This is a genomic window from Sphingobium estronivorans (genome assembly GCF_008692605.1).
Taxonomy (GTDB): Bacteria; Pseudomonadota; Alphaproteobacteria; order Sphingomonadales; family Sphingomonadaceae; genus Sphingobium; species Sphingobium estronivorans.
The window spans coordinates 34487-49213 of the sequence record NZ_LFCT01000016.1; the positions used below are offsets into that span (position 1 = coordinate 34487).

The 14727-nt window shown below is 65.8% G+C and carries 8 protein-coding genes; 6 read left to right on the forward strand and 2 right to left on the reverse strand.

Going from position 1 to position 14727, the window contains the following annotated elements; translation table 11 throughout:
• The first annotated feature begins 234 nt into the window (after positions 1 to 234).
• Positions 235 to 3972, forward strand: a complete 3738-nt coding sequence (locus F7P65_RS12150; RefSeq protein WP_150292018.1) for a cadherin domain-containing protein — start codon at positions 235 to 237, stop codon at positions 3970 to 3972.
• Positions 3973 to 4004: 32 nt separating this feature from the next.
• Here the strand turns inward: F7P65_RS12150 and F7P65_RS12155 are convergent, their stop codons facing one another.
• Positions 4005 to 4517: a flavin reductase family protein gene (locus F7P65_RS12155; protein ID WP_150292019.1), complete on the reverse strand. Its 513-nt coding sequence runs from the start codon at positions 4515 to 4517 to the stop codon at positions 4005 to 4007.
• 105 nt (positions 4518 to 4622) lie between these two features.
• On the opposite strand from F7P65_RS12155, the gene cofE reads away from it, so the two are divergent.
• From cofE to cofC, 3 genes are read left to right on the forward strand one after another with little or no spacing between them, the layout of a single operon-like run.
• Positions 4623 to 5381, forward strand: a complete 759-nt coding sequence (gene cofE, locus F7P65_RS12160; RefSeq protein WP_150292021.1) for a coenzyme F420-0:L-glutamate ligase — start codon at positions 4623 to 4625, stop codon at positions 5379 to 5381.
• Positions 5378 to 6313, forward strand: a complete 936-nt coding sequence (cofD, locus tag F7P65_RS12165; protein ID WP_150292023.1) for a 2-phospho-L-lactate transferase — start codon at positions 5378 to 5380, stop codon at positions 6311 to 6313. Before cofE ends, cofD begins: the two co-directional genes overlap by 4 nt.
• A complete protein-coding gene (cofC, locus tag F7P65_RS12170; RefSeq protein WP_150292025.1) occupies positions 6310 to 6882 on the forward strand; it encodes a 2-phospho-L-lactate guanylyltransferase in 573 nt (190 codons plus the stop codon). The genes cofD and cofC overlap by 4 nt, the downstream gene beginning before the upstream one ends.
• An 18-nt stretch (positions 6883 to 6900) precedes the next feature.
• Here cofC and F7P65_RS12175 read toward each other — a convergent pair whose 3' ends face one another.
• Positions 6901 to 9162, reverse strand: a complete 2262-nt coding sequence (locus F7P65_RS12175; RefSeq protein ID WP_150292027.1) for an NADP-dependent malic enzyme — start codon at positions 9160 to 9162, stop codon at positions 6901 to 6903.
• Between the two features lie 137 nt (positions 9163 to 9299).
• Between F7P65_RS12175 and mutS the strand changes: the two genes are divergently transcribed.
• Positions 9300 to 11951 (forward strand): DNA mismatch repair protein MutS, encoded by a 2652-nt coding sequence (gene mutS, locus F7P65_RS12180; RefSeq protein WP_150292029.1) that lies wholly within the window; start codon positions 9300 to 9302, stop codon positions 11949 to 11951.
• A gap of 9 nt (positions 11952 to 11960) precedes the next feature.
• On the forward strand, positions 11961 to 14720 hold the full coding sequence (locus tag F7P65_RS12185) for a [protein-PII] uridylyltransferase (protein ID WP_150292031.1): 2760 nt from the start codon (positions 11961 to 11963) through the stop codon (positions 14718 to 14720).
• Positions 14721 to 14727: the final 7 nt, after the last annotated feature.

Consider the following 14727-nt stretch of genomic DNA (forward strand, 5'->3'; position numbering starts at 1 on the left):
GACAGCATGTGTCGATCCTTCCGTGAAACGATAATCCCTAATGGCAAGGCGGTTAAGCCCGTGCGGCGCCTGAGCATTTCCCATCCGTGATGCGTCAGCATCTCAGCGGATCGGTATAAGCCCATCGGCGCACCCCCAATGGAGGAGTCTCTATCCCTATGCCCACACCTGCTGGGGGACGTTTGAGGGTACAGATTTTCGACCTTTCACGAGGATGCAGGGACAGGGGCGATCATGGCGAACTATTTCAATGTCGTGGGCAGTCAGACCATCACGGCGGGGAATGAAAAGGACCAGTTCTTCGCTTTCACCCGACTCGCGAATCTGGACTATGTGCGCCCCGATGCGGTGATGGCGCAGCTTGTCTGGGACTCCGCGATCCTCACCGGCAGCGGCACGGCCTATCAACTGACCGCAACCAATATCCAGATCTCCACCGACCTCTATTTGGGCGGGCAGGGGACGGACATCATGTACGGGTCCAATCTCAACGACGCCATCCTCTACAATAATGGAGTGATGTCCGGCGGCTTCGGCAGCTTCGACAATATCGAGCAGTTCTGGCTGGCCGATGGCGACGACATCATCGACCTGTCCGCCCATGGCGCGGGCGGCGTCGATTATATGAAAGACGTGCTGGTCCAGGGCGGCGAAGGCAACGACATCATCATCGGCGGCGCGGGCAAGGACAACCTCCAGGGCGACGGCGGCAACGACATCATCTTCGGTTGGCGCGGCAGCGACACGATCTCCGGCGGGGCGGGCGATGACATCCTCTATGGCGACGACCTCGGCAATAACGGCATTTCCGGCGACGACACGCTGGACGGCGGATCGGGCAACGACATCCTCTATGGCGGGCGGGGCAAGGACAAGCTGACCGGCGGCGACGGCAATGACATGCTTTATGGCGGCGCGGGCGACGACAGCCTGTCGGGCGGCGCGGGCGACGACATTCTCTACGGCGATGACGACACTGTGTCGGGCAGCGACGTGCTGCATGGCGATTCGGGCAATGACCGGCTTTATGGCGGGCTGGCCGGGGACGAGCTGTACGGGGATTCGGGCGACGACTGGCTCGATGGCGGCGCCGGCAACGACTATATGCATGGTGGCGGCGGCAACGACACGATCATCGCGGGCGCCGGCAATGACGTGATCGATGGCAGCGCCGATATCGATACGGTGGTCTTTTCCGGCAACCGGGCGGATTATCTGTTCACCCTCCAGACCGACGGCAGCCTCGTCGCGGTCGACCAGCGCGCGGGATCGCCCGAGGGCAGCAAGTCCATCCGCAATGTCGAATTCTTCCAGTTCGCGGACGTGACGACGCCCGCAACGGCGCTGAACGCACCGCCGGTCATCACCTCCAACGGTGGCGGGGCAACCGCCGCACTGGCCATTGATGAGAATGGCACGGCCGTCACCACGGTCACCGCGACCGATCCCGACATGGGCCAGACGGTCGGCTTTTCGATCGTCGGCGGCGACGATGCCGCCCTGTTCACCATCGACGCCGTAACCGGCGAACTGCGCTTCATCGCCGCGCCGAATTTCGAGAGTCCCGCCGACGCCAATGGCGACAATGTCTATCAGCTGATCGTCGCGGCCAATGACGGCAATGGCGGAGTGGACACGCAGGCGCTTTCCGTGACCGTGCGCGACGTGCCGGACGGCTTCGCGCCGGTCATCACCTCCAATGGCGGCGGTGCGAGCGCGGCGATCACGGTCAATGAGAATGCCACGGCCGTGACCATGGTGACGGCCACGGATGCGGACGGTCCCTCGATCAGCTATGCCATTGTCGGCGGGGCCGATGCCGCCCTGTTCGCCATCGACGCGACGACCGGCGCGCTGACCTTCAGGACCGCGCCGGATTATGAGGCCGCCGCCGACGCCGATCACGACAATATCTATGACGTGATCGTGCAGGCCAGCGACGGCAGCAATAGCGACAATCAGGTGCTGGCCGTCACCGTCGCCAATCTCAACGACAATGCGCCGGTGCTGACCTCCTATGGCGGGGCGGTCTCGGCGACGCTCTCCGTGGCGGAAAACAGCCTGCTTGCCGCCACGGTGCAGGCCAGCGATGCCGACGGCGCGGCGCTCAGCTACAGCATCAGCGGCGGCACAGACGCGGCGCTCTTCACCATCGACGCGGCGACCGGCGCGCTGACCTTCAACACGGCGCCCGATTATGAGACGCCCAGCGACAGCAATGGCGACCGCATCTACAATGTCATCGTCCGCGCCAGCGACGGCACCAACAGCGTCACGCAGACACTGGCCATCGGCGTCACCAATGTGAACGACAATGCGCCGGTCATCACCTCCAATGGTGGCGGCGCTTCGGCGTCCATCAGCATGGCGGAAAATGGCAGCGCGGTCACGACCGTCATCGCCACCGATGCGGACGGCACGGCGCCGGGCTTTGCCATTGCGGGCGGGGCCGACGCGGCGCTCTTCACCGTCGACGCCGTGACGGGCGCGCTGTCCTTCATCAACGCGCCCGATTATGAAAACCGCCTCGATGCCGATGGCGACGGCGTCTACCAGGTGACGGTCCGCGCGACCGACGGCAGCAATTTCGACGACCAGTCGCTGTCCATCGCCATCACCGACATCGCAGAAGGCGGCAAGACCATCACCGGTTCCTCGGGCAATAATGTCATCAGCCCGACGACCACCGTTCTCGCCTATCAGACCACCGCGCTCAACGACACCATCTATGGCCTTGCCGGCAATGACACGATCGATGGCGGGGCGGGCGCCGATTATATGGACGGCGGCGCGGGCAACGACATTTTCTATGTCGACACCTATTCCGACGACGGCTTTGCGAGCAATGACGATCAGGTGATCGAACTGGCAGGCGGCGGCAGCGACCTGGTCTATGCCTCGGTCAGCTACCGGCTGGCCGCCAATGTCGAGAAGCTGACCCTGATGGGGGCGGCGGCGATCGACGGCATCGGCAATGAACTGGCCAACACCATCACCGGCAATGACGCGACGAACCAGCTTTCAGGCGGCCTGGGTGCCGACATCCTGTACGGCATGGGCGGCAACGACCTGCTGGACGGCGGCGACGATAATGACAATCTGTTCGGCGGCGACGGCAATGACGTGCTGATCGGCGGGCTGGGCAATGATTATCTGGACGGCGGCACCGGCGCGGACAGCATGACCGGCGGCGACGGCGACGACACCTATATCGTCGACAGCTGGTCCGACGACGGCAACAACGCCAATGACGATCTGGTCTTCGAACTGGCGGGTGGGGGCACCGATCTGGTCAACGCCTCGGTCAGCTACAAACTCGCTGCGGAGGTCGAGAAGCTGACCCTGACCGGCACCGGCAATATCGACGGCACCGGCAATGATCTGGCCAACACCATCACCGGCAACAGCGGCAATAACAGCCTGTGGGGTGGCGCGGGCAACGATACCCTGCTGGGCAATGCGGGCGACGACCGGCTTTATGGCGAGGATGGACAGGACAGCCTGGACGGCGGCGCGGGCAACGACATGCTGGATGGCGGGCTGGCCGGCGACACGCTGAAGGGCGGCGCGGGCAACGACATATTGATCGGCGGCGCGGGCAAGGACACGCTGACCGGCGGGACCGAGGCGGATGTGTTCGTCTTCAACCGGGGCGATACGACCTTCAACATGGCGAGCTACGACCGGATCACCGACTTCAAGGCCAGCGAGGGCGATCGCATCGACTTCGATTTCCTGAACGGCAGCCTGCCCGCCGCCGACTATGCCGAAAGGGCGATCTCCACCAATAATTTCGCCGACGCGCTGGCTGCCGCCAACACGACCGCCGGTGTCAATCATGTGACCTTCGTCGCGGGGACCAGCGACGGCTGGCTCTTCTACGACGCCAATGGCGACGGCGCTTTCGAACAGAGCGTGCTGCTGCTCGGCGTCAACAGCCTGGCCGGCGTGGATTCGACCAGCTTCTTCTGATTGGGGAGCCGGGGCTGCGCCCCGGCGTTCGTTCAGCTCAGTTGGGCGAATTCGCCGTAGCCGCCCTGGAAGAAGAGCAGCGGCTTGCCCGGCGTCTCAACCTCCAGCGCCATGACGCGGCCCAGAACGATGTAATGATCGCCCGCCTCATGCACGGCGTCGAGCCGGCAGTCGATCCACGCCACCACGCCGTCCAGAATCGGCGAGCCGTTGGCCGAAACGCGATGCGTCACGCCCGCGAATTTATCCTCCGCGCCCTTGACCGAAAATTGCTGGCACAGAGGCTGCTGATCGCTGGCCAGGATGTTGACGCAGAATTTGCCCGCGCGCTCGATCAGCGGCCAGCTTTGCGAATTTTTCGCCGGGAAGAAGGCGACCAGCGGCGGATCGAGCGAGACGGAGGTGAAGGACCCCACGACCATGCCCGCCGGCGTCTTGCCCGCCTCCGTCGCCGTCACCACGCAAACGCCGGTCGGATAATGGCCAAGAACGCGGCGGAAAGTGGCGCCGTCGAACGCTACGGAATCTGTGCCTGAAATCGTCATCTTCCCTGCTCTTATCGACTTTCCGTCTTCTCTTCTCGACTTGACGCGGCTTGGCAAGCAAAAGCCGACGCTACCGTAAATGACACAGGCACGTTAAGGCACGGCATGATTGCGATTCATCCGCTCTTCGATCTTCCCGAAATCCGCGCGGGCGACGATCTTGCCGCGCTGCTGCGCGAAAGCCTGACGGCGGCAGGCCTGTGGCCGCTCAAGGCCGGCGACGTGCTGGTGGTGACGCAGAAAATCCTGTCCAAGGCGGAGGGGCGGATGATCGACCTCTCCACCATTGAGCCGGGCGAGGAGGCGATGGCCCTTGCCGCCACGACGCGCAAGGACGCCCGACTGGTCGAACTGGTGCTGCGCGAAAGCAGCGCCGTGGTGCGGGCCGTGCCCCATGTGCTGATCACCCGCCATCGGCTGGGCCATGTGATGGCGAACAGCGGCATAGACCGGTCGAATATCGGGCCGGGCGAGGCCGACCGTGCCCTGCTGCTGCCGGTCGATCCGGACAGATCGGCGCGCGGCCTGCTGGATGCGTTGGCCGGGGCGGACGCCGCGGGAATCGGGATCGTGATTTCGGACAGTTTCGGTCGGCCCTGGCGGCATGGCGTGGTGGGCGTGGCCATCGGCGCGGCCGGGCTGCCGGCGCTGGTCGACCGGCGGGGGGAGGAGGATCGCGACGGGCGGCGGCTGGAAGTCACGCAGATCGCACTGGCCGACCAGATCGCCACCGCCGCGACGCTGGCGACGGGCGAAGGCGCGGAAAGCGTGCCGGCCGCGCTGATCCGGGGCCTGGCGCTGCCCGCAGGCGAGAATGGCGCGGGCGCGCTGGTCCGCCCGCTGGAAGAGGATCTGTTCCGGTGAGCGGCCGCATCGTCGTTTTGACCGGAGGCGTGGGCGGCGCCAAGCTGGTGCTGGGTCTGATGCAGCTCTGCCCGCCGCAAGCAATCACCGCCATCGTCAACACGGCTGACGATTTCCGGCATCTGGGCCTCGCCATTTCACCCGACATCGACACGCTGCTCTACACTTTGTCGGGCAAGGCCAATGCCGCGCAGGGCTGGGGCCGGGAGGGCGAGACATGGACCTTCATGGACGCGCTCAAATCGCTGGGCGGAGAGGATTGGTTCCTGCTGGGCGATGGCGACATGGCGCTGCATGTGCTGCGGTCGCATCTGTTGGCTTCCGGCGAGCGGTTGAGTGCGGTGACGGCGCGATTCGCGGCGGCCTGGGGGCTTGGACTTTCGGTGCTGCCGATGAGCGACGATACCGTCGCCACCCATGTCGAAACCGATCGGGGCGAGCTCCCTTTCCAGCGTTATTTCGTCGAGCAACGCTGCGCGCCGGCCGTGCGCGCCATCCGGTTCGAGGGAGCGGAGCGCGCCCGCCCTGCCCCCGGCGTGATCGAGGCGATCGGCGATCCCGAAACCCGCGCCATCCTCATCGCGCCCTCCAATCCGTGGCTCAGCGTCGATCCGATTCTGGCGGTGCCGGGGATCAGCGAGGCGCTGAAAGCGGCGTCCGCGCCGGTCGTCGCCGTCTCCCCCATTGTCGGCGGGCAGGCGGTCAAGGGCCCGACCGCCAAGTTGATGGGCGAACTTGGGCTGGCCGTCACCAACCGTTCCATCGCCGCCCATTATGCCGATATGATCGACGCTCTGTTGGTGGACGAGCGCGACGGCGGCGAGGGCCTTGCCATTCCTTATGCGGTAACCGACACGCTGATGAAGACGCTGGACGATCGCGCGCGGGTGGCGCGGGCAGCGCTGGATCTGGCCGAGCGGATCGCCGGTTGACCGGCTGGATCGTCATTCCGATCAAGACGCCCGCCGCCTGCAAGACGCGGCTCACGCCCGTGCTGGACGAAGCGGGTCGGCGCGATCTGGTGGCCGGGATGCTGCACCGCACGGTGGCCGCAGCGGCGGAGGTGGTGGGCATGGAGGGACTGCGGCTGCTGGGGCCGTCGCGGCATGGGTTGCCCGAAACGGTCGGCCTGCTCGGCGACCCGGGGCACGGCCTCAATCCCGCCGTGGCGAGTGCGCGGGATGCGGCGCTGCTGGCGGGAATCGACCGGCTGGTGATCCTGTCCGCCGATCTGCCATTGATCGAGGCGGCGGATGTCGCCGCGTTGCTGGAGGTTTCCGGCCTGGCCGTCGCGCCTGACCTCCATGGACAGGGCACCAACGCCGTGTCGCTGCCGCTGCCGCAGGCCGCCGATTTCCAGTTCCATTATGGCGAGGGCAGCTTCATCGCGCATCGCGCCGAAGCCGGCCGGCTGGGTCTGCCCTTTTCGGCCATCGTCCGGCAGGGCCTGGGCTTCGATGTCGACCAGCCGGGCGATCTGACGGGCTGGCGCCGGAGCTGAGCCCGGCGCCGAGCCATATCAGAGCGCGACGCCCGCCGCCGCCAGCACCGCCAGCGTCAGCACTTCCGACGCGTTGGAGGACATGGTGGCGATCTGCACCGACTTGTCCATGCCGACGAGCAGCGGCCCGATCATCGTCGCGCCGCCCAGTTCGCGCAGCAGCTTGGCCGAGATATTGGCCGATTGCAGCCCCGGCATGACGAGGATGTTCGCCGGACCCGACAGGCGGCTGAAGGGATAATTCTTCATCACCGTCGGATTGAGCGCCGCATCGACGGTCATTTCGCCTTCATATTCGAAGTCGACATCCCGTTCGTCGAGAATCTTCACCGCGTCGCGCATATTGGCCAGATGAGCGCCCGGCGGGTTGCCGAAATTGGAATAGGACAGGAAGGCGACGCGCGGATCGTGACCCATGCGCCGGGCGACCGCGACCGTGCCTTCCGCAATATCGGCCAGTTCCTGCGCGGAAGGCCGCTCATTGACCGTGGTATCGGCCAGGAACACCGTCTTGTCCTTCGACACCATGACGTGAATGCCGAAGGGCGTGCGGCCCGCCGCCGGGTCCATCACCCGCTTCACCTCGCGCAGGGTCTGGGCGAAGGGCCGGGTCATGCCGGTGATCATCGCGTCGGCATGGCCCATCTTGACCAGCAGCGAACCGAAGATGTTGCGGTCGCGATTGACCATCCGCTCGCAGTCGCGGCGCAGATAGCCGCGGCGCTGGAGGCGCTTGTAGAGCAGGTCGACCATGTCCGGCACCAGCGGCGAATTGACGCTGTTGTGCAGTTCGAAGCTTTCCGGGTCCTGCACGCCCAGTTCCTTGAGCTTGTCGAGCACATGGGCGCGGCCGACCAGCACCGGAATGCCATAGCCGAGGTCGCGGAACTGGATTGCGGCGCGCAGCACCACTTCCTCTTCCGCCTCGGCGAAGACGACGCGCTTGGGATTCGCCTTCGCCACTTCATAGGCGGCGGTCAGGACCGAGGTCGTCGGGTTGAGCCGCGCCTTCAAGGACTGGCGATAGGCCGCCATGTCGGCAATCGGCTTCTGCGCGACGCCGGTTTCCATCGCCGCCTGCGCCACGGCGGAGGGCACGACCTCCATCAGGCGGGGGTCGAAGGGCGCCGGGATGATATAATCCGGCCCGAAGCTGTGCGAGCGGCCGTAGGCCTTGGCGACTTCCTCCGGCACCTGTTCGCGGGCCAGTTCGGCGATCGCCTTGGCGGCGGCCAGCTTCATCGCCTCGTTGATCCCGGTCGCCCGCACGTCGAGCGCGCCACGGAAGATGAAGGGGAAGCCAAGGACGTTGTTGACCTGGTTGGGATAGTCCGACCGGCCGGTGGCGACGATGGCGTCGGGGCGCACCGCCTTGACGTCCGGGGGCGAGATTTCCGGGTCGGGATTGGCCATGGCGAAGATGATCGGCTTGTCCGCCATCGTCTTCACCATCTCCTGGCTGACCGCGCCCGCGACCGACAGGCCCAGGAACACGTCGGCACCCTTGATGGCTTCGGCCAGCGTGCGCGCATCGGTCTTCACCGCATGGGCCGACTTCCACTGGTTCATGCCCTCGGTGCGGCCCTGATAGATCACGCCCTTGCTGTCGCACATGATGACATTGTCGTGCGCGACGCCCAGCGCCTTGATGAGTTCGGTGCAGGAAATCGACGCCGCGCCCGCGCCGTTTACCACCACCTTCATATCCTTCATCTCGCGGCCGGTCAGCATCGCCGCGTTGATGGCACCCGCTGCCGCGATGATCGCGGTGCCATGCTGGTCGTCGTGAAAGACCGGGATGTTCATCCGTTCCTTCAGCGTCTGTTCGATGATGAAGCATTCGGGCGCCTTGATATCCTCAAGGTTGATGCCGCCGAAGGTCGGCTCCATCAGCTCGACGGCGTCGATGAACTTGTCGACATCCTCGGTCTTGAGTTCGATGTCGATGCTGTCCACGTCGGCGAAACGCTTGAAGAGGACCGACTTGCCCTCCATCACCGGCTTGGACGCCAGCGCGCCGAGGTTACCGAGGCCCAGGATCGCCGTGCCGTTGGAGATCACCGCCACCAGATTGCCCTTGGCCGTATAGTCATAGGCCGTCGCCGGGTCTTCGGCGATGGCGCGGACCGGCACCGCGACGCCGGGCGAATAGGCAAGGGAAAGGTCGCGCTGGGTCGCCATTGGCTTCGATGCGATGATCTCGATCTTGCCGGGGCGTCCCGTCGAGTGGAAGAACAGCGCCTCGCGCTCGGAAAATTCCACATTCGACTTGTCGGTCATGACTGCACCCACCTTTTTGAACAATGAAGGTGGCCCTAGCGGCAAGAATATCCCGGGGGCAAGTGCGAGAAGCGCAATTTTCCTGCTGTTTTGCGAAGCTCTGGCCTGAACCGGCGGTTCGGGCTATCCGCTGTGCCATGGCGCGAACCATCGACACATCCACGCAACAAGCCACGCCCATGATGGCGCAATATCTTGCGCTCAAGGCGGAAGCGCAGGATTGCCTTCTCTTCTACCGCATGGGCGATTTTTTCGAGCTGTTCTTTGAAGATGCGAAGGCAGCCGCGGCAACGCTGGACATCGCGCTCACCAGTCGGGGCGAACATGCCGGCGTGCCGATCCCGATGTGCGGGGTCCCGGTGCACAGCGCGGAAAACTATCTGGCGCGGCTGATCAAGGCCGGGCACCGCGTCGCCATTGCCGAGCAGACCGAAACCCCCGCCGAAGCCAAGGCGCGCGGGTCCAAATCGCTCGTCGCCCGCGCCATCGTCCGCTATGTGACGGCGGGCACGCTGACCGAAGAGACGCTGCTCGATTCCCGGCGCGACAATATGCTGGTGGCCCTCGCACAGGTCGGGGGTGAGGATGCGGGGGAATATGGCCTTGCCGCCGCCGACATTTCCACCGGCCGGTTCGAGACGCTGACCCTGCGCGCGGCTGACCTGCCCGCTGAACTCGCCCGGCTGCGTCCCAGCGAGATCGTGCTGCCCGACAGCCTGGACATGGATCTGCCCGACTCCCACCCCTTCGACCGCGCCGCCTTTTCCAGCGGCCGCGCCGAAGCGTCGCTGAAGCGCGTTTTCGGCGTCGCCACGCTGGATGGCTTCGGGCAGTTCGGTCGCGCCGAACTGGCGGCCATGGGCGGACTGCTCAGCTATCTCGACCATGCGGGCAAGGGCACCCTGCCCTTCCTCGCGCCGCCGATGCGCAAGAGCAGCGGCGCGCATGTCGCCATCGACGCCGCGACGCGCGAGAGCCTGGAAATCACCGCCACGATGAGCGGTTCGCGGCAGGGCAGCCTGCTCGGCGCGGTCGACCGCACCGTCACCGGAGCGGGCGCGCGATTGCTGGCGCAGGACCTGTCCGCGCCGCTGATGGATCAGGCCGCCATCGAAGCGCGGCTGGGCCTTGTCCAGCTGTTCCACGACGATTCCATGCTGCGCGATCAATTGCGCGTCGCCCTGCGCGCCTTGCCCGATATCGGGCGCGCGCTGGGCCGCCTCGCCATGGGCCGGGGCAGCCCGCGCGACCTGGGCCAGCTTCGCGATGGTCTCCACGAAGCGCGCCTGCTGCGCGAGCGGTTGGGGCGCCTGCCGGACCAGCCGCTGCTCCTTGCGCAGTTGCTCCCCGCGCTCGACGGCCATGGCGCGCTGGTCGATGCCCTCTCCCGCGCCCTTGTCCCCAGCCCGCCGACCGAGACCGCCAGCGGCGGCTATATTGCCGACGGCTATGATCCCGCGCTGGACGAGTTGCGGAGACTGGCCGGCGACGGCCGCCGCGCTATCGCCGCGCTGGAGGCCCAATATCGCGAGCAGACCGGCATTGCCGCGCTCAAGATCCGGCACAATGGCGTGCTTGGCTATCATGTCGAAGTGCCCGCCCGCGCCGCCGACCAGTTGCTGCAGCCCGACAGCGGATTCACCCACCGCCAGACTCTGGCCGGCGTGGTCCGCTTCAATTCGGTCGATCTGCACGAACAGGCAAGCCGCGTCACGCAGGCGGGGGCCCATGCGCTCGTCGCCGAAGCCGCGCATCTGGAAGACCTGATTGAATCCACCCTGTCCCGCAAGGCGGAGATCGCCCGCGCCGCCGATGCGCTCGCCCGGCTGGACGTCGCGGCGGCACTGGCCGAACGCGCCGCCGAAGGCGGATGGCAGCGCCCCCATTTTCTGGCCGATGACGGTGAGGGGCCCTGCCTCGACATCAGCGGCGGCCGCCATCCGGTGGTCGAGGATGCGCTACGCCGCGAAGGCCAGCCCTTCGTCGCCAATGACTGCCGCCTGGTCGCCAGGGACCGGCTCTGGCTCGTCACCGGCCCCAATATGGGCGGTAAATCGACCTTCCTGCGTCAGAATGCGATCATCGTCGTCCTCGCCCAGGCGGGCGCCTATGTGCCGGCGGAGGCGGCAACGCTCACGCTGGTCGACCGCCTGTTCAGCCGCGTCGGCGCGTCGGACAATCTGGCCAAGGGCCGTTCGACCTTCATGGTCGAGATGGTGGAAACCGCGGCGATCCTCGCCCAGGCGACCGAGCGCAGCTTCGTCATCCTCGACGAGGTCGGGCGCGGCACCTCCACCTATGATGGGCTGGCGCTGGCCTGGGCGGTGGTGGAGGCGGTGCATGAGGTCAATCGCTGCCGCTGCCTCTTCGCCACCCATTATCATGAACTGACCCGTCTGGCGGAAAGCCTGTCATCGCTCTCGCTCCACCATGTCCGGGCGCGCGAGTGGAAGGGCGATCTGGTCCTGCTGCACGAGGTCGCGGAGGGACCGGCGGATCGCAGCTACGGTCTGGCCGTGGCGCGGCTGGCCGGGCTTCCGCCAGCGGTGCTCAAACGGGCGAAGGACGTTCTCGCCCGCCTTGAAGCGGGCAAGGCCAGGACCGGCGGCATTGCGGCGGGACTGGACGACCTGCCCCTTTTCGCCGCCGCCACGGCGCCGGTCGAGGAGAAGGTCGATCCGCTGCGCGCCGTGCTGGAGGGCATCGATGCCGACGCGCTCTCGCCCCGGGAGGCACTGGATCAGCTCTATCGCCTCAAGCAACTGGCAGCAGCCGGTCAGGAAGGCTAAATAGATCTCATGGTCATGCAGTTTCCGAAATTGGGGTCCCGACGCGCGATCATCGACCGGCGCGCCATTTCCGACCGCATCAACGCCCTGGCGCAGGAACATCGGGGCGAACAGATGAAGCTGCGCGGCCTGATCGTGAAAGAATTGAAGATCGCTCTGGACGCCGGGCGGGACGATGTCGCCCGCCGCCTCGATCAGAAACCGACGCGCGGGCGCGAGGCCGTCACGGCCTTCGCCTTCCTGATCGACCAGATATTGCGGCTGCTCTACGACGCGACGACGCATCATCTCTACCCGGCGAGCAACCGCAGCACGGGCGAACGGATCGTGCTGATCGCGGTGGGCGGCTATGGCCGGGGCGAGATGGCGCCGCACAGCGATGTCGACATCGGCTTCATCACCCCGTGGAAACCGACCGGCTGGACCGAGCAGGTCATTGAATCCATGCTCTATTCCCTGTGGGATCTGGGGCTGAAGGTCGGCCACTCCAGCCGTTCCATCGACGAAACCATGCGCATGGCGAAGAGCGACCTCACCGTCCGCACCGCTTTGCTGGAGGCCCGCTATATCTGGGGCGACCGCGCGCTGTATGAGGAGGTCGCGACCCGCTTCGACGCGGAAGTCATGCAGGGCACCGCCCGCGCCTTCGTCACCGAAAAGCTGGAGGAGCGCGACGAGCGCCACCGGCGGATGGGCGACAGCCGCTATGTCGTCGAACCCAATGTGAAGGAGGGCAAGGGCGGCCTGCGCGACCTGCACACGCTGTTCTGGATCGGCAAATATGTGAATCGGGTGAAGTCGGTCGATGAACTGGTCGATGTCGGCCTGCTGACCGAAAGCGAACTGCGCCAGTTCCAGAAGGCGGAGGATTTCCTCTGGGCGGTGCGCTGCCACCTGCACATGATCACCGGGCGGGCGGAGGACCGGTTGACCTTCGACCTTCAGCTGGAAACCGCCACGCGGATGCACTTTACCGGGCGGACCGGGCGGTCGGGGGTGGAGCGCTTCATGCGTTATTATTTCCTGAACGCGAAGACGGTCGGCGACCTCACCGCCGTGTTCCTGGCGCATCTGGATGACCAGATGGCGGAACGTGGACGGCGTTATATCCCCAGCTTTTTCCGGCGTCCGAAAAAGCTGGACGGTTTCGTGCTGGATCGCGGACGGCTGGCGCTGCCCAACGATCATTTCTTTCAGGACGATCCGGTCCGCCTGCTTGAAATCTTCGCGCTGGCCGACAAACATGGCCTCGCCATCCATCCCAGCGCCATGCGCGCCGCCAGCCGCGACGCCAGCTTGATCAGCACCAGAATACGCCGGGACCCGCGCGCCAACGCCGCCTTCATGGAGGTGTTGACTTCCCCCCGCGACCCGGAAACGGTGCTGCGCTGGATGAACGAGTCCACGGTGTTCGGCCGCTTCATCCCCGATTTTCGTCGGGTCGTGGCGCAGATGCAGTTCGACATGTACCACCATTATACGGTGGACGAGCACACCATCCGCGCCGTCGGCCTGTTGGCGAAGATCGAAAAGGGCGAACTGGAGCAGGACCATCCGCTGTCCACCGAGCTGATGGGCAAGATGATCTCCCGCCGCGTCGTCTATGTCGCGGTGTTGCTGCACGACATTGCCAAGGGGCGCGGCGGCGATCACAGTATTTTGGGCGCGGAGGTGGCGGAATATCTCTGCCCGCGCCTGGGCCTGACGGCGGCGGAAACCGAGACGGTGTCGTGGCTGGTGCTGCATCACCTGCTGATGTCGGCGACCGCCTTCAAGCGGGATCTGGCCGATTACAAGACCATCCTCGATTTCGTCGACGTGGTGCAGAGTCCGGAACGGCTGCGCCTGCTGCTCTGCCTCACCGTGGTCGACATCCGCGCCGTGGGGCCGGGCGTGTGGAACAGCTGGAAGCGGCAGTTGCTGGGCGACCTTTATGAAGCGGCGGAAGAGGTGCTGCGCCTCGGCCACAAGCAGAAGGGCCGCAGCGAGCGCGTCACCGCCAAGCAGCAGGCGCTGCGCCAGGCGTTGAACCTGTCCGATGCGGATTTCGACAAGCTCAGCAAAAGGCTGCCCGAAAGCTACTGGATCGCGGAGCCGGAGGACATCCTCATCCACAATGCGCAGCATATATTGGAGGCGGGCGATTCCCCGCTCTCCATCGCCGCGCAATATTATCCGCAGCGCGGCGCGACCCTGGTCACTGTCTATGCCGCCGATCATCCGGGGCTGTTCTACCGGGTCGCGGGCGCCATCCATCTGGCGGGCGCCAACATCATCGACGCGCGCATCCACACCACGCGCGACGGCGTGGCGATCGACAATTTCCTGGTGCAGGATCCGCTGGGCGGCGCCTTCCACAGTTCCGACCAGCTCGCCCGCATCCGCAAGTCGATCCAGGATTCGCTGGCGAACCGCCACCGCATGATCACCAAGCTGGAAGCGCGCCCCCTGCCCCGGACCCGCGCCGAAGCCTTCCGCATCGAACCCAATGTGCTGATCGACAACAAGGCGTCGAACCGCTTCACCGTGATCGAGGTCAATGCGCGGGACCGCCCGGCGTTGCTGTTCAGCCTGGCCAACGCCCTGTTCCAGTCGAAGGTCACGATGCACAGCGCGCATGTCGCCACCTATGGCGAACGGGCGGTGGATACTTTCTACGTGACCGACCTGTTGGGCGGGAAGATCGAAAGCAAGGGGCGGTTGCAAACGCTGGAGCGGCGGCTGCTGGAGGCGGCCGGCGGTGAAGGGGCGGATCTGGAGCGGGCTTAGAGCGGTT